18 protein-coding genes and 1 tRNA gene are annotated in these 15,463 nt (G+C 54.5%); 14 read left to right on the top strand and 5 right to left on the bottom strand.

Features of this window, described 5'->3' with window-relative positions; all coding sequences use genetic code 11:
* Positions 1-186: 186 nt before the first annotated feature.
* The 7 genes from spoIVA (at position 187) to ndk (ending at position 5,225) form a co-directional block, all read left to right on the top strand.
* Positions 187-1,665 (top strand): stage IV sporulation protein A, encoded by a 1,479-nt coding sequence (spoIVA, locus tag QMF38_RS04350; protein ID WP_040290023.1) that lies wholly within the window; start codon positions 187-189, stop codon positions 1,663-1,665.
* 121 nt (positions 1,666-1,786) lie between these two features.
* A tRNA-Pro gene (locus tag QMF38_RS04345) sits at positions 1,787-1,863 on the top strand.
* 67 nt (positions 1,864-1,930) lie between these two features.
* Entirely contained in the window at positions 1,931-2,170 is a 240-nt protein-coding gene (gene mtrB / locus QMF38_RS04340) for a trp RNA-binding attenuation protein MtrB (protein ID WP_006447507.1), read from the top strand.
* 77 nt (positions 2,171-2,247) lie between these two features.
* Entirely contained in the window at positions 2,248-2,985 is a 738-nt protein-coding gene (locus QMF38_RS04335; protein WP_058095570.1) for a heptaprenyl diphosphate synthase component 1, read from the top strand.
* A 1-nt stretch (position 2,986) separates the two neighbouring features.
* Positions 2,987-3,691 carry a demethylmenaquinone methyltransferase gene (locus QMF38_RS04330; RefSeq protein ID WP_281758802.1) on the top strand — a complete coding sequence of 235 codons (705 nt, stop codon included), beginning with the start codon at positions 2,987-2,989 and terminating at the stop codon, positions 3,689-3,691.
* 11 nt (positions 3,692-3,702) lie between these two features.
* The gene (locus tag QMF38_RS04325; RefSeq protein ID WP_281758801.1) at positions 3,703-4,668 is read left to right on the top strand and encodes a polyprenyl synthetase family protein; all 966 of its coding nucleotides are present in this window, start codon (positions 3,703-3,705) and stop codon (positions 4,666-4,668) included.
* A gap of 107 nt (positions 4,669-4,775) precedes the next feature.
* Positions 4,776-5,225, top strand: a complete 450-nt coding sequence (ndk, locus tag QMF38_RS04320) for a nucleoside-diphosphate kinase (RefSeq protein WP_281758800.1) — start codon at positions 4,776-4,778, stop codon at positions 5,223-5,225.
* A gap of 60 nt (positions 5,226-5,285) precedes the next feature.
* On the opposite strand, the gene QMF38_RS04315 is transcribed toward ndk, so the two are convergent.
* Complete coding sequence (locus tag QMF38_RS04315; protein WP_281758799.1) at positions 5,286-6,161, bottom strand: patatin-like phospholipase family protein; 876 nt, start codon at positions 6,159-6,161, stop codon at positions 5,286-5,288.
* 38 nt (positions 6,162-6,199) lie between these two features.
* Here QMF38_RS04315 and QMF38_RS04310 point away from each other — a divergent pair, with 38 nt between their 5' ends.
* The 5 genes from QMF38_RS04310 to QMF38_RS04290 all read left to right on the top strand — a co-directional run bounded on the left by QMF38_RS04310 (position 6,200) and on the right by QMF38_RS04290 (position 8,804).
* Positions 6,200-6,964 carry a CheR family methyltransferase gene (locus tag QMF38_RS04310; RefSeq protein WP_281758798.1) on the top strand — a complete coding sequence of 255 codons (765 nt, stop codon included), beginning with the start codon at positions 6,200-6,202 and terminating at the stop codon, positions 6,962-6,964.
* A gap of 95 nt (positions 6,965-7,059) precedes the next feature.
* Positions 7,060-7,269 carry a hypothetical protein gene (locus tag QMF38_RS04305; RefSeq protein ID WP_006447514.1) on the top strand — a complete coding sequence of 70 codons (210 nt, stop codon included), beginning with the start codon at positions 7,060-7,062 and terminating at the stop codon, positions 7,267-7,269.
* 115 nt (positions 7,270-7,384) lie between these two features.
* Positions 7,385-7,825 (top strand): cyclic-di-AMP-binding protein CbpB, encoded by a 441-nt coding sequence (cbpB, locus tag QMF38_RS04300; RefSeq protein ID WP_006447515.1) that lies wholly within the window; start codon positions 7,385-7,387, stop codon positions 7,823-7,825.
* 21 nt (positions 7,826-7,846) lie between these two features.
* Complete coding sequence (locus tag QMF38_RS04295; RefSeq protein ID WP_281758797.1) at positions 7,847-8,548, top strand: biosynthetic peptidoglycan transglycosylase; 702 nt, start codon at positions 7,847-7,849, stop codon at positions 8,546-8,548.
* Positions 8,549-8,564: 16 nt separating this feature from the next.
* Positions 8,565-8,804: a biotin/lipoyl-containing protein gene (locus tag QMF38_RS04290; RefSeq protein ID WP_281758796.1), complete on the top strand. Its 240-nt coding sequence runs from the start codon at positions 8,565-8,567 to the stop codon at positions 8,802-8,804.
* 202 nt (positions 8,805-9,006) lie between these two features.
* Here QMF38_RS04290 and QMF38_RS04285 read toward each other — a convergent pair whose 3' ends face one another.
* Positions 9,007-10,353: a cation:proton antiporter gene (locus QMF38_RS04285; RefSeq protein WP_281758795.1), complete on the bottom strand. Its 1,347-nt coding sequence runs from the start codon at positions 10,351-10,353 to the stop codon at positions 9,007-9,009.
* A gap of 137 nt (positions 10,354-10,490) precedes the next feature.
* Positions 10,491-10,814 (bottom strand): hypothetical protein, encoded by a 324-nt coding sequence (locus QMF38_RS04280; protein ID WP_040290038.1) that lies wholly within the window; start codon positions 10,812-10,814, stop codon positions 10,491-10,493.
* 356 nt (positions 10,815-11,170) lie between these two features.
* On the opposite strand from QMF38_RS04280, the gene QMF38_RS04275 reads away from it, so the two are divergent.
* Together QMF38_RS04275 and QMF38_RS04270 are read left to right on the top strand one after the other, a co-directional pair.
* Positions 11,171-12,049, top strand: a complete 879-nt coding sequence (locus QMF38_RS04275) for an ATP-binding protein (protein WP_281758794.1) — start codon at positions 11,171-11,173, stop codon at positions 12,047-12,049.
* 6 nt (positions 12,050-12,055) lie between these two features.
* Complete coding sequence (locus QMF38_RS04270; protein WP_281758793.1) at positions 12,056-13,915, top strand: cobaltochelatase CobT-related protein; 1,860 nt, start codon at positions 12,056-12,058, stop codon at positions 13,913-13,915.
* An 18-nt stretch (positions 13,916-13,933) separates the two neighbouring features.
* Here QMF38_RS04270 and QMF38_RS04265 read toward each other — a convergent pair whose 3' ends face one another.
* The gene (locus QMF38_RS04265; RefSeq protein ID WP_281758792.1) at positions 13,934-15,040 is read right to left on the bottom strand and encodes a LysM peptidoglycan-binding domain-containing protein; all 1,107 of its coding nucleotides are present in this window, start codon (positions 15,038-15,040) and stop codon (positions 13,934-13,936) included.
* An 85-nt stretch (positions 15,041-15,125) separates the two neighbouring features.
* Positions 15,126-15,332, bottom strand: coding sequence for a hypothetical protein (locus QMF38_RS04260; protein ID WP_006447523.1), 207 nt, complete (start codon positions 15,330-15,332; stop codon positions 15,126-15,128).
* Positions 15,333-15,463 lie beyond the last annotated feature (131 nt).

Here is a 15,463-nt window from a genome sequence, read left to right as displayed (position 1 = left end):
GTTCATCCGTATACATAGTTGCGTCAGGGACGAGGTTTTGCGTATGGCGAAGCATACCCTGTAGTGCGACGCATATATTTTCTACTGTCCACCGACACCGGGACAGTCTACGGGGGATTGTCAGTGGGCCGGGGCAAGGCATGCGTTTGGTGCAGTCTACGCCGGTCATCTTGAGGAGGGAGAAGCGTGGAAAAATTCGACGTCTTTAAGGACATTGCTGAGCGGACGGGGGGAGATATCTACCTCGGCGTGGTCGGCCCCGTGCGCACTGGCAAGTCGACCTTTATCAAAAAGTTTATGGAGCTTATCGTCATTCCTAATATTAAGGACGAGAGCGAACGCGTTCGCGCTACCGACGAGCTCCCGCAAAGTGCGGCGGGTCGAACCATTATGACGACCGAGCCCAAATTTATACCCAACCAAGCGGTTGAAGTGAGCGTTGCAGAAGGCTTGGATGTCAATATACGAATTGTCGACTGCGTTGGCTATGCTGTTGACGGTGCGCGTGGCTATGAAGATGAAAATGGGCCGCGCATGGTGACAACGCCATGGTTTGACGAACCGGTCGCTTTTCAAGAGGCTGCTGAAATTGGCACGCGCAAGGTTATTGCGGATCATTCCACAATCGGTATAGTGGTGACCACTGACGGATCGGTAGCTGAGATCCCGCGCGAAGGTTACGTCGAGGCCGAAGAGCGAGTTGTCGCCGAACTCAAAGAACTCGGTAAGCCCTTCGTGATTCTGGTCAACTCCGTGAACCCGGATCATCCACGTGCACAAGACCTGCGTGACGAACTGGCTGCGAAATACGACGTCCCTGTCATCGCACTTTCCTGCGCAACGCTTACGACGCACGAAATTCACTATGTCCTGCGAGAGGCTTTGTACGAGTTCCCGGTTAAAGAAGTGAACGTGAATCTGCCGAACTGGGTCATGGTTCTCGACGAGGAACATTGGTTGCGCCGGCAGTTCCACGAGTCGGTGCGCGAAACCATTCAGGACATCCGCCGTATTCGCGACATCGATCGGGTTGTCGCACAGTTTGGGCAGTACAGCTTCGTGTCGGCGGCAGGGCTGTCGCATATGGATATGGGGCAAGGAATTGCCGTCATCGAACTGGATGCGCCAGACGAACTGTACGATCAGGTCTTGACTGAAGTTGTCGGCGTGCAGATTACAGGGCGCGATCAATTGCTGCGAATGATGAAGGAGTTTACCTACGCAAAGAAAGAGTATGACAAAGTTGCAGATGCCCTCCGCATGGTTCGCCTGACTGGATACGGAATTGCACCGCCGGCTCTCGAGGAAATGACGCTAGACGAACCAGAATTGATCAAGCAAGGTTCTCGTTTTGGGGTTCGGCTGAAGGCGACAGCACCGTCGATTCACATGATTCGCGTCGATGTCGAGAGCGAATTCGCACCCATCGTCGGCACGGAGAAGCAGTCGGAAGAGCTGGTTCGTTACTTGATGCAGGATTTCGAGAAGGATCCGCTGAAGATTTGGGAAAGTGATATCTTTGGCAAGTCGTTGGCGGCCATTGTCCGCGAAGGTATCTCTGCAAAGCTTTCACTGATGCCCGAAAACGCGCAGTTCAAGTTGAAGGAGACGCTACAGCGCATCATCAATGAAGGCAGCGGAGGTTTAATAGCTATTATTCTATGATGACGGCCTGGGGTGACTTCACCCCAGGCTCATTTGTACCTTGCGTTCGGCGTAGAGACGTGCTACAATGGTTGAGGCTTGAGGGAGATTTGAGCCACACAATTCATCATGATGTCCACAGCGGGATGTGGCGCAGCCTGGTAGCGCGCTACCTTGGGGAGGTAGAGGTCACGGGTTCGAATCCCGTCATTCCGACCACAAACCAGCGTGATATACGCTGGTTTTCGTTGTTTTTCAGCCTATTTTGGTAAAAGGGGGCCTCCGTGTGTCAGACTCGTCCGTATCAGGAGATTATTTTGTGATACGCGCCTTGGAGAATGGTGTTCAGGTCATCGGCATGACGCGCGGCGCACAAACTCGCTTTCACCATTCCGAAAAACTGGATAAAAACGAAGTGATGATCGCACAATTTACAGAGCATACGTCCGCGATGAAAATACGGGGAAAAGCAGTGTTGTACACCAGCTATGGCCAAATTCGCACCGATGGTGGGGACGAAACGTGAGGACCACGACTTTATGGTATACTAACCGCAGTATACATCGGGCGGCCTGGTCTGGGTGCTAAGGAGATGAAATCGGCTTGACGGACAGTAAGGAAGCGATGTTCAGACGCGTTGAGCGAAAGGCTTTGACGCATATGCACCACGGCTACTTGACAATCCGAAACGTCCGCCAAGCGGTTAGTCGATTTCACTTCGACGCCGGTTACGCGATACTATCCGCCGCAGCCGTAAAGGATGACGAGGTCGAACAGGTACTAACCGCGTTGCTTCTGCTTGAACAAGGATTGTCGATTCATGACGACGTCGATCGCTGCCAATCGTCCGATCAAGGTCTCATCGTGCTGGCCGGCGATTATGACAGCAGTAAATATTATTACATTTTGGCCGGTGTTGGCGACAGTGCGTTGATGTACAGCCTATGCGAAGCGGTTGTCCAGATCAACGAGGCAAAGATGGCTCTGTTACTGAGCACTTCGCCGCTATCCACCAATGAATACATGCGGTTGATGAAAGTCGTCGAAGGACAGTTGCTTAAAGCATTGGCCCGTCACTACTTGGGTGAAGACGGCCAGTGGATGTTACATATTGATTCCCTGGTGCAGGCTTACATTGTACAGGACGAGTTGCGTGCACATCGTTTCTCAAAGAGACTGACGACCCGGCAGGCTTCGGAATGGCTGTCGCACTCGCTCGAGCAGTTAGAGATGGTTGCAGGAGGTGCCTTGACAAACCCTTTATACAGTTTCCTGGTTGAATATTTCGGGCCGATCCGGGAGACGGTTCGGGATTTGCAGTTGGCGGAAGGGAAAGGTTGACATGCAAGGCGACAAGGCTACATATGTGCACGATGTCTTTTCCAAGATTGCGCGACAGTACGATACGATGAATTCAGTGCTTAGCTTTCAGCAACATCGTCTGTGGCGGAATTTTGCGATGCGGCAACTCCCTATTCAGTCGAACTCGCATATTCTCGACGTCGCCGCAGGAACGGGAGCTTGGACGTTTGCCATGGCTCGCCGCGTTGGATCAGAGGGGCGAGTCGTCGGTCTCGACTTTACAGAAGCGATGTTGGATGTCGCTAAGGAGCGCCTTGCCACATCGCCCGACAAGGACAAAATTCAATTCATCCATGGCAATGCGATGGACTTGCCCTTCGCTGACGATACGTTCGACATTGCGACCATCGGCTTTGCGTTGCGCAACGTACCCAATGTAGAAGGTTGTTTGCGTGAGATGATGAGGGTGGTCAGGCCTGGCGGTGTCGTCGTCTCGCTTGAACTATCCAAACCGGACATGGTCTGGTTTCGAAAGCTTTACTATTTTTATTTTTACAATATCCTTCCGCGCATCGGTCAGCTTGTAGTGGGAGATAGGGCTCCGTACGCCTGGTTACCTGAGTCGTTGACAGATTTTCCTGATCGACATCAGCTGGAGGACATATTCCGCAGCGTTGGCTTGTCTCATGTGCGTAGCTACCCATTGACGTTCGGGATTGCCGCACTTCATATCGGCTGGAAATGAGAGACGAAGACGTGGATTTTCAACAAATTTATGAAGAGTATCGTCCGCGCCTGGAGCAGGTCGAGCAGATTTTAAAAGAACGGGCGAGATCGAATCAGGCGGAACTGACATCTGCCGGTGAGCAGCTTTTGGAAGCTGGAGGAAAACGTATCCGTCCGTTGTTTGCGCTGATTTGTGGGACCGTTGGCGAGAATGTTTCCGATGATGTGGCCAAAATTGCCGCTGCCCTTGAAATGACACATATGGCCACGCTCGTGCACGATGACGTGATCGACCAAGCGGCGTTGCGGCGCGGTCGTCCTACTGTGCGTAGTGCCTTCGGCAATCTTGCGGCTATGTATACCGGGGACTATCTGTTTGCCAGGGCGATTCAATTGCTTGCTGAAGTGGATAACCAAGAGGTCCATCGCGCCATGGCCAACGGCATCGTCAAAATGTGCCAAGGAGAAATTGAGCAGATTCAAGACTTTTATAATTGGTCGCAAGGTTTTAAGACGTATTTCCGGCGTATACAGCGCAAAACTGCGTTGCTGATTGCGTTGAGTTGCGGGCTTGGAGCACTTGTCGGCGGGGGGCGCAACGAAGAGGTGCACGCTCTGCGCCGTTTCGGCTATTACACAGGTATGGCGTTTCAAGTTATCGATGATGTGCTCGATTTTACCGGTTCTGCAGAAGTTGTTGGCAAGCCCGTGGGTGGGGATTTGCGACAAGGCAACATTACGTTGCCAGCCTTGCTCGCCTTGCGCAATCCCGGCTTGGCGAAGCGCTTGCAAGAACTTGTGCATCCAGCGATGTCGGCACACGACGCGACGGAAGCTATTGATTTAATTGTTGGATCGGGTGCACTTGGCGAGGCGAAACGGGTGGCCGATTGGTACATTGCCAAGGCTTTATTGGCACTACAAGCTGTCTCACGTGTATCGGTTCGTCAACAACTGACCACTCTGACATTGTTCTTGGCGGATCGGACATTTTAATGCTCACTTGAACTTCCGGGTCGATTTCCGTACAATAACGCCGTCTACATAGCCGCCGATACGTTCGGCGGACTCGATTTCTAGAGCCCAGATGAGGAGTTGTCCGTATGGCAGTGGAAAAGACGTTTGTCATGGTCAAGCCCGACGGCGTTCAGCGTGGCTTGATTGGGGAGGTACTGGGTCGCTTCGAGCGAAAGGGCCTGAAGTTGGTCGCAGCGAAGCTGATGAGCGTACCGCAATCACTTGCTGAACAGCATTATGCAGAACATCGCGAGCGCCCGTTCTTTGGAGAATTGGTGTCGTTCATCACCTCATCCCCCGTATTCGCCATGGTTTTGGAAGGGGAGAATGCGATTTCGGTAGCCCGTACGTTGATGGGGAAGACGAATCCCGCTGAGTCTGCTCCGGGCACCATTCGCGGCGATTTTGGTTTGACCATTGGCATGAATATTGTGCATGGTTCCGATTCGCCGGAAAGCGCAGCTCGTGAAATTGAGCTTTGGTTCAGCGAAGGTACCGTCTCGTACGACAAAGCAGTCGATGTGTGGCTCGCGTAATCGTCGACATGGTGTCGTTCAGCCCGCGCTAGGCGCGGGCTTTTTTCATCCTAACTGCGGTTAGCCGTTCTGCAGAAATGCTCGAATTTGGTCCGCTTGTTCGTAAACGGCTTGTTCGCCTAACTTTACGCATTCCGACATCTGCCGAAATGTGCGCCAACGGACGCGACTCATATCTGGTTCGACGACGAATAACCGCGAACTTGGTGCCATGTCGTTATCGATAGACTCGCGCAAGAGAATATCGAACGATCGCGCGAGCACGTCGACGAATGTCCTGGGCTCATAACGGCTTGGCAAACGGTACAGGTTGACCGCAATGATTTTGTCGCAACCGATTCGTTCCAATACCGAGACAGGTACGTAGTGTCGCATGGCACCGTCCACAAGCAGGTATCCATCGAGCGGGACAGGCGAGAAGACGCCAGGAAGTGCACAACTTCCTGCGATGGCGCGTGCTAAGTCAGATGTCGTAGCAAACGTATCGGCGCGTTGTTGCAAGGCGGAAAAGACGACAGGGTGACCAGATAGTAAATCTGTTGCCACAACGTATAGAGGGATTTGCAGTCGGCGCCCTGAAAGTAAACGCTGAATGTACATCGTAAATTTTTTGCCCTGAATAAGCCCGGCAGGTACGGTGGGAAGCGGGGATTTAAACCCGATTTGCGCTTTGGCGAGGGTCCAAAGTGAAGACCAAACAGGAAAGCCATAGTCAATCAGCTTGAATCCAGGAAACGCGAGAAGCAATTTGTGAAATGCCTCGGTGCGATAGCCGTGCGCGTATAAGGCGCTGACAAGGGAACCAGCACTTGTACCAGCAATGGCATCCGGTTGTACACCAATTCGCTCAAGTGCAGCGAGGACGCCTGCATGGGCTGCAGCTTTAAGCGTTCCACCGCTTAGAGCTATGCCCAAAAACGGCTTCGATCTCGGCATTCCCAACCACCTCGCGCAAATGGGAGTGGAGGATGTTCATGGATGAGTTCGAATGGTTTGTAAACGCATTTCGAGCGTTAACAGGCATCGACTTGTCGCATTACAAGCGGCCGCAAATGGAACGTCGGTTAACTAGCCTGCGCGATCGGCGCGGCTATTCTGATTTTCCTAGCTATGTACAAGCTATGCGTGGGAAGCCGGAGTTACTTGACGAACTCTTGGATAGAATGACCATTAACGTCTCGGAATTCTTTCGCAACCCCGATCGCTGGAAGGATTTGCAGGCTGTTGTGCAGGGCATGGGACAGTCGATTCAGGCTTGGAGTGCGGCTTGTTCAACGGGTGAAGAACCTTACTCTTTGGCCATTTTACTCGCGGAAATGAACGTACGGGCGACTATCCTAGCTACGGATATCGACCTGCGCGTGTTGGATAAGGCTCGCCGCGGTGAATACGTGCAGACGCAACTGCGCGAGGTCGACGATCGGCTACGACACCGATATTTTCATCAGCAGGGTAGTGGCTATCGAGTCCGCGATGAGATTCGTCAGGTAGTCCAATTTCGTCAACACAATCTGTTGTCCGATCCTTATCCCACCGATCTCGACTTGATCATATGCCGCAATGTGTTGATTTATTTTACCGAGGAGACAAAACAGCTTTTGGTTCGTCGCTTTGCTGCGTCCCTACGACCAGGTGGCGTCTTATTTGTCGGCAGTACCGAACAATTGCTGGGACTATCGCTGAGCGGACTGCGCCCAAGCAAACCCTTTATTTACGTCAAAGCGGAAGCTGTCGAATGAACTTTGTATTCGTATGGTACGTCAGTTCGTATAACGGAAGCCGTCTCCGGTCACGCTAACAAGCGGGATCGCAATGGAGGAGGCGAGACGTCGCGATGACGGACACAAACCGCGCGCACGGCACGCCCGTGCCTGATGGAAATCAAGCGCATGGCAGCGAACTGTTCCTGGATTCTGTATTCGACGGGATTGACCGCCTACAACAGGACGGCGGTGTTGCGCCGGAGATTGCACATCGGCCACAGGATGAAGTTGAAGTGCCACCTCCCGCTATCGCTCGTCGTCGGATTGGACCAGATGTATAAGGGTTCGCGATTGACGTCGCCATATCGGCGGCGTCTGATTTCTGGTAAAATACAATCCGACACCATGAGGTCGCCGACGAGCGGCTGAAGGGAGATTAGTTCATCTATGGCGTCTATGCAAGAGTTCACTCTACAGCACGAGGACATCGCACGCTTGATCATCGATGCAGAAGACGTTGCGTGTGTACATCCTGCACACAGTGCCGAGCACGCTCTACTCGTCCTGATCAAATCAGGTTACTCGGCGATTCCGGTGGTCGACAGCGCTGGTCGTGTAGTAGGCATCATCAGCAAGACGCTGATCCTGGATCGAATTCTCGGCCTGGAACGAATCGAGTTTGAGGCTTTGTCACAGTTTACTGTCGCGGACGTCATGCGGACAGATTTTCATAGAATTCATCACGACGACACATTTTTGCGGGCACTGCAAATGAGCATTGATGCCCCATTCCTCTGCGTCGAAGACGATGATGAGCGGTTTGTGGGATTGCTTACGCGACATGGAATCCTCGCCTACTTGAACGGCATCATCCGAAAAAACTTGCGGCGCCCGTAGGGTGCCCCTGGCGGTGGGGTCTTGAGACGGTGGGTGATTCGTATCATTTTGGCCATCGTCGTGTGCTTTGGCGGAGCGAATTTGTACTTTCATTATGGCTTCCGCGTTGCGGATCGCGTGCGCGCGGCGGCAGCGCTGCGGATGCAAGCACACGGCGTGCATGCTCTGACATACGAGCAGATTCCCGTTGCCTTTCGCGAGGCTATGATTGCCACAGAAGATAGGCGCTTTGCGACCGATCCCGGGATTGACCCAATCGGCATCGCTCGCAGTTTGGTGGTCGATATTGAACAGGACGGCTATGTTGAGGGTGGCTCGACGATCACGCAACAGCTTGTCGACAATACAATTCTCACCAAGCAAAAGACACTGCGACGCAAACTTTTACAGGCCTTCTACGCGATTGGACTGTACGACACCATGTCAAAACACGAAGTGTTTTCCCTTTACAGCAACGTGATTTATTTTGGACACGGTGCCTACGGATTGTATAATGCCTGTGAAACCTACTTTGGACGGACGCCAGGCGAGTGCAACGAAGGCGAGCTGACGATGCTTGCAGGGCTTCCGAACGCCCCTTCCGCGTATGATCCGTTCACAAACTTTACACTCGCGCGCGAACGCCAGCGGATCGTCCTTGAAAACATGGTAGACGATCACCAGCTGACCGAAGCACAGGCAATGCATATTTTCGCCGAGCCCATCCGGCTCCGGCATTTGTAACGAGGAGGTCCATCCCATGCTAGACGTTCGACTGCCGCAACTTGGCGATTCGGTGACGAAGGCTCTCGTTACCACGTGGCTCAAGTCCGTCGGCGATCGCGTGGAGCGCGACGAACCGTTGCTCGAGGTAACGACAGACAAGGTCACGGTCGAAGTACCGTCAGAGGTCAGCGGAACACTGCGCGAAATTGTCATCGAAGCAGGCCAATATGCAACGATGGACACCATCTTGTGCCGAATCGAAGAAGACGAGTGAAACTCATTTGCTGCGCCGGCGTCCTCGCGTAATCAGGATGATGGCTGCAGCGGCACAGAAAATGGTGATAATCCAAATGGTAAAAACCAAGGCAAAAGCCCCCCTTAACGTCTTGGCGATCACGCTTTAACGTGTGTAGCCTGGCCGTTTTCATACCCTGAGGCGCCGTAATGGCGCCTCAGGCAGTGGGGAGCTTTCGCGGTCAAAGTTGCGGTGAAGATGGTGTTTCGGCGTGTTCGCTGAGCCAGAGGTCTTGTTGAACTTTTTGTACCACAAGATGCTCGTCGCCCGGCATCAAGCGTTTTCCGCGCATGAGGATCATCCGGAGCCACGTTCCAGCCATCCATGACGTGATCAGCGCCAGCATTACCAAAATGGCGTAAAAGGTCTGGTTGATAATTCCGAGCGAAAATGCCGTGGACGAGAGAACGATGCCAGGACCGCCGCGGGCGTTCATGGCGGCCGCAAAATTGGCGCTCGTCAGTCGATCGCTGCGGATGATGCGACAGGTCAGGTATACCACGACACTTTGTACCACAGTTGCAAAGAGCAGGTACAACACAAAGAAGCCGAGGTTAAAGTCTTTCACGAGATTGAGCTGCAGACCGACAATCGCAAAATAAAGTGGAATGAATAGAGAGAACGATATGCCTTGCACGCTTTCTTCGAGGCGCACGAACCAACGGTCGGGCAAGCTGAATTTCGTCGCCACCCCTGCCAACAGCGCTCCATACATAACGTCCACCCCAAGATACCCTGCGATATCCGACAATGCGAACAGGATAATCAAAAAGTAGCCGAGGAACGAAGCGCGGAACAAAATGTTTGCCCGATTCGATGTCACTTTTCGCAACAGCCATGGCATGACGCCGATACAGACGGCCAGGAAGGCAAAGGTGACAACGAGACTCTTCGATACCACCCAAGCGTTAATGCTTGTGCCGTGGCCGGATACTAAACCGGCGGCGATGGCCAGGGCTACCCAGAGGATGATGTCGTGGACGCCTGCGATTGTGACAATGATTTTTGCAAATCGTGAGTGCATAATTCCGAGATCGGAAAAGATTTTCGAGATCACCGGAATGGATGTGACAGCGATCGATATCGCGACGACGATTTTCAACGCCAGCAAGTTGTGATCAGGGCCAAGGAACTGTGCTGGGTTGAACAGGCGCGTGGCGAACCAACCGACGAGAAATGGGATCACGGTCGAGCCAATAATGATGGCAATGCCCGTTTTCACGTCCGATCGCGCAAATCGCGCTTGGAACTTGAGTCCTGCCGTGTAGAGAAGCAGGAGTTCGCCGATGTAATACACGAAACCGAATAGATTCCCTTCCGACGAAAAGCCGAGGAACAACCAGTGAAAGAAACTCGGGAATAGTGTTCCGATACACGTCGGGCCCAGCAATACACCTCCGGCTACTTCGCCAATCACGCGCGGAATTGCCAGCTTCTCGGCAAGAAAGCCGAGCAGGTGAGCGGCGGCGAGCAAAATGACCGTGGCGAGTAGGAAACGTGCCAGGTCTGCGCCTGCCAATGTAAACATAACTTTCCCTCCTCAACGATGTGGTGGATGCGGTTGTACGACAGCTTATGTACAAGTGGAATGGATGTCCATGATAGGAACCTATGGGTTCTAAATCATAGCAGGACGCCTGTTGGCGCCCTGCCATACGCGAAGTTCTACCAAAGAAATGCGAGCCAGAAAATCCAAGCGAAGGCGAGCCACCACCACCACCAGCCGCCATACCAGTAACCGTAACCCGGATAACCCCAGCGTCCGTATGGGCGCGCATAAGGATAGCCGTAACCCCATTGCGCCAAGGTCACGTCTAAGCGGTCTTCGTCCGATCCTGATGCCAAGCCAACCGGAGCGTAGGAACGAGGAACTCGGACCAGCACGCCGTTCCCGGTCACTTGTTCGATCACGCCGCGATGTGTTCCCCAGGGCGTCTGAAAGCGTACCCATTGGCCGACGGCACGCTCGCACTGTGCACGCGTGCACATAGCTTGTACCTCCTTTCTGTACCCTTTATGAAAGTGGGCCGCCCGCCCCAATGGGCGGCGGCCCCGGAACTCAGTAGGCTGCGGCAGCACCGTAGCCCGGAACGAGCAGGAAGAACAGTACGAAGATGATGAGGAACACGACAGCCCATTGCGTGTATCCGCCAAATACGCCGTACATGATGACACCCCCTCTTCGAATTTCTGCAGTATCCTACGTCCGTTTCGTCCCGAGTGGCTCAGACAGACGCCCGTATGCACGATGTAGCCTCAGTGCATAGGAGAAGGGCGCTCTTGACACAGGCGGGCCGATGGCGGACAGTGGTACAGGTTGACCCATGTAGTAGGAGGGATTGTCCATGGAGCGTGCCTGGACGTTTGACGATATGGACATCGCGTTGGAGCATGGACTCGTGCAGGCTTATCGCGCCGGGAACGCTGAGGATACCTATTACAGCGCAGACCCTGCGCTTCTTGAGGACGCGCTGACCGCGGTTGCGCTTGGCAAAAATCTGCTTCTGCGCGGACCCACGGGCAGTGGCAAGACCCGCCTCGCAGAATCCCTAGCCGCGCGCCTACGGTTGCCGATGGAGTCCATCAACTGTTCGGTCGATCTCGATGCTGAAGCACTTTTAGGCTTTAAGACACTTGCCGTCGAAGATGAAAAAAGCGTGATTCGCTATGTCGAGGGCCCTGTCGTACGTGCTATGCGTCGTGGCCACTTACTCTACATTGACGAGATCAATATGGCGCGGCCTGAGGCCTTGCCTATCCTAAACGGTGTTCTGGACTACCGTAGACAACTCAGCAATCCATTCACAGCCGAAACCATTACAGCGCACCATCAATTTCGCGTGATCGCGGCCATCAATGAGGGGTATGTCGGCACTGCGCCGATGAACGAGGCACTCAAGAATCGCTTTGTGGTCGTCGATGTGCCTTACATCCAGGGGGCGAGCTTGGCGGCGCTGATCGAGCGCCAATCGGAACTGCGCGACACGGATCAGATTCGCCTTTTCACCGACCTCTCAGGCGATCTGGTCGCCGCCGTGCGCACTGGCGAAGTGAGCGAGGAAGCTGCCTCCATTCGCGCTCTCCTCGATGCTTGCGATCTCGCTGCCCACATTCCGCCACTGCGAGCTGTTCGGCGCGCTATTGCGGCGAAACTCGACGATGAGCGGGAGCAAGATCTGGTGATGCAGCTTGCGGCCGGCTATTTCGGCGTGGACCGGGGATGAAGACGAATGCGAAGCGTTTTTCGCTTTACCAGTGAACTCGACGACGTACGCGAACGCGTTCATCTCACGGACCTAGCCGTCGTCCTGAGTCGCGATGAACACGTGCGCTGCGAGTTTGGCCCTGTTTCGGTATGGCGCGAAGAAGACGGCATCTTGCAAATCACCACGGCGTATCAAGGCCTGACGGGCGAAGAGCGAATGGCCTGTACAATGGCTGACGTGTACCTGCGGGCTGCCGGAAGCAAGTGGTTCACCGATAGGACCGCCATGATTCAGGCGAAGGCCAAGGCTGATGCGACAGGCGTGCCCATGCTGGTCTGGCAGTTCATGTGCGCCGTCGAGGACGTTCGCATCATGGCCCGGCTGACGCGCCAGCGTCCTGGAACAGCACACAACTTTGCAAGTCGCACCGCGTTTTACAGGAACCTGTTCACCCGACAGATCCCGGCGTGGGAGCGTGATGGTCGTCTGGGTAACGTCTGTTTTGCGGAGCTCTACAACGGCTTAACGGATCCGACCGGCAATTGGTACGCACTTGCCGCGGGTTGCCCGACAAGCGAAGCGGCAGCCTTGTTGGCGCTGCGCTTGGTGCAAGAGAGGCTGGCCGCCACCAACCAGCCCATGGTCGATTTGGATGCGCAATGGTTCGATTACAGCTTGGCGGGCTCGTTGCAGGTAGGGGCAGTTGGGCAGGCGAACGATAGCGGGCGCGATCGCGCCGATAGAAGTGCCGAATCTGCGCTACATGGCGAGGACAGCCATGAAGATCAGACAATGCCAGCCTGGACACAGCGTCAGGACAGCAATCGAGCGGCTGGATTGCAGATGGATGATGCGGAGGGCGCCACGCAAACGGGTGGCGGTTGGAGTGGTCGCCTAGGCTCGTTGCAGCAGTACGAAGGCACTTCGCGCCGCGGGCGGATCGTCGGCGAAAAGCGCGAGGATGGCTCAGAGATCGAGGTGCGCGAAGCGGTGCACGAGTCGGCGCCCGATTCCGACGTTGCGACCAAAGCGCCGCGTGTCATCGAAAGGGGTTGGCGCCCGCCTTCGCGAGAGGCGATGAGTGCCGTGCAACTCTGGAAAGAAGGTACCAAGGGTGCGAAGCGCCGTTTGTTGCGTGCGTTTTACCACTCGTTTTGGCGCGAACAAAATGCATTGGCTGGAGGATTTCAGTATGGCCGACTCGGCAGACGCCTCGAGCGAGTTGCGACCGAACGGTGGCCGCGCCTGTTTGAGCACAGGCGACGGACCGGACTGCGCCATGACGCGGCCGTTCAGGTTCTCGTCGACTGTTCGGGATCGATGGAACCGTACCTAGATGCTTGTAAGCCAGCCCTGTACCTGTTGGCGGACACATTGCGGACTTTGCGCGTCCCGTATAGCGTATGTGCTTTTTGGGAAGACAGTGTCCACGTTGTTGCGTCCGGTGAGGGAGAAACGGCGACGTTTCTGTGGGATGTCATTCCGTTTGCAAGGTCGCAATCGTCCGATGCCGCGCTTGCTTTGGTCGACCTTGAACCGCAGTTGGACAATCGCGATGGGTTCGCGATTCGGTTGGCCGCGCAACGGCTTAACGCACGAGGAGAGCGACAGAAGTGGCTGTTTGTCGTCAGCGATGGCCAGCCGGCGGCCGAGGATTACCGGGATGCGATCGCGGACACCAAGCGTGCCATACGATGGGCGCGATCGCGCGGCATGCAGGTGCTGCATTTGTGTATTGCCGATCCTCTGGAACCTGAGTTTATGCAGGCAATTCGACATTTATATGGGCGGGCAACTGTCGTCATTCGCGATGCCAGCGAGATAGGGATTGCCATGGAAAAAGCCTTGGCCCAGGTGCTTCGTCACCTGAGCCAAGGCGAGTAACAAGTCGCTCGTCGGCTATCAGGTAGCCGACATGTGCAGAATGTCATGGACGTAGACCGTCGAATGATTGTATGCGTAGACGGCGTAATAGGGATCTTGACTAAAGCCTTCTTGATGAAGCATGTTGGCTGCCGAGTAGATGGCATCCTCAACGTTGTAGATGCTAGGCGTTTTGTGGCCAGGTGCAGGCACGCCGAAAATGGCGAACGTAGATGGCATAAACTGCATGGGTCCGAGGGCTCCTGCGGACGAGACGTCGTTGCCGGTGGTATCGAAGTCTGTCTCCTCCTTGTGAATCGCGGCGAGAACAGTCCACGGTATGTCATATTTGCGACCTGCTGCTTGATAGATGGGAATCAGCCACTTCGGGGCACTGGCGATTAAGGCGCGGCTAGCCGCGGTGGGGTGGTAACTGGCATTCATGGGCCCAATGACAAGCCGTTGACCCGGTTGAATATCATCGCCTAACAAGGCGTTGTCGTTGATGATGGCGCGTATCGAAACTCCGAATTCGCGCGAGATCTTCCAAAGCGAATCTCCCGGTTGAACGACATAGGTCATGGGATGCCAGGACTTTGTCGGCGAGGAATTCGCCTTGGACGATTTCGGACGTTGTATACGGGGGGTGACAAGGCCATCGATGACGTGCAGGACTTGTCCAATATGCAAGGTGGTAGACCTCAGATGGTTCTCTTGCACGATAGCGGAAACCGTTGTGTGTTTTGCGAGTGCAATGTTCCATAGACAATCGCCAGGTTCCACACGCCACAAACTCGCTTGCCTCATGTTGGGGTGCGGTGGTGCCGATTGAACGGCAACCGTCTCACGCACATGCACGGTGGGACTTGCATGCGGGATGAAACGAACTTCTCGCACGAAAGCTGCACCACTGGTCGGCTCTAGCGGACTCTGCGGCGACGGAACGGAGCGACGTTGGTTTGGTTCATAGGCGAGTGGTTGGACCTCGGCTTTTGTATGCGAGGCTCGTCCACTGGGTTCGCGGGTGGACAACGGTTGACTGATAACAGGCGTGGGATTGGCACATAGAGCCAACAGTGTGCACACGAGTACGAATGCGAGGCTGACGATGAAGCTGGGATATCCCCGGCGTCGAATCACACACATCTCCCTCTCCATTGTAGTAGGCCGTTCGGCTTGCGAACGTCTGGTAAAGAGAGATGTATGTCGCGAGATGGACAGGTATGACAAGCTAATTTGACAAATGGCTCAATTCGATTGCGTTCAACAGTTCTCCTGCGAATTGTTCGGCCCAAAGGGGACACATCTCAAATTGTACGTCGTCGTCTGGACCAACCACTTGAATGAGGTAGTCACAGCCGTGATCGCACATGCGTTGCGGCAAGCGCGCAGATTCTTTGCCGACGACGCGAAATGTAAACGGTACGACCAAGGCCATAGCCTCCTTTCTGTGGCGAGTCACCTGTATTACAAAATATCCGTCCACATTCGTTATAGACCAATCTTCCTACATACAAACAGGATGGCTGTCGTATATGTCGGTGCCTGGGTGCGGAACCTAAACCGAGG

The organism is Alicyclobacillus hesperidum subsp. aegles (genome assembly GCF_027923525.1).
Lineage (GTDB): Bacteria > Bacillota > Bacilli > Alicyclobacillales > Alicyclobacillaceae > Alicyclobacillus > Alicyclobacillus aegles.
Note: the sequence above shows the minus strand (reverse complement) of the source record. Positions and strands in the feature narration are given on the sequence as shown.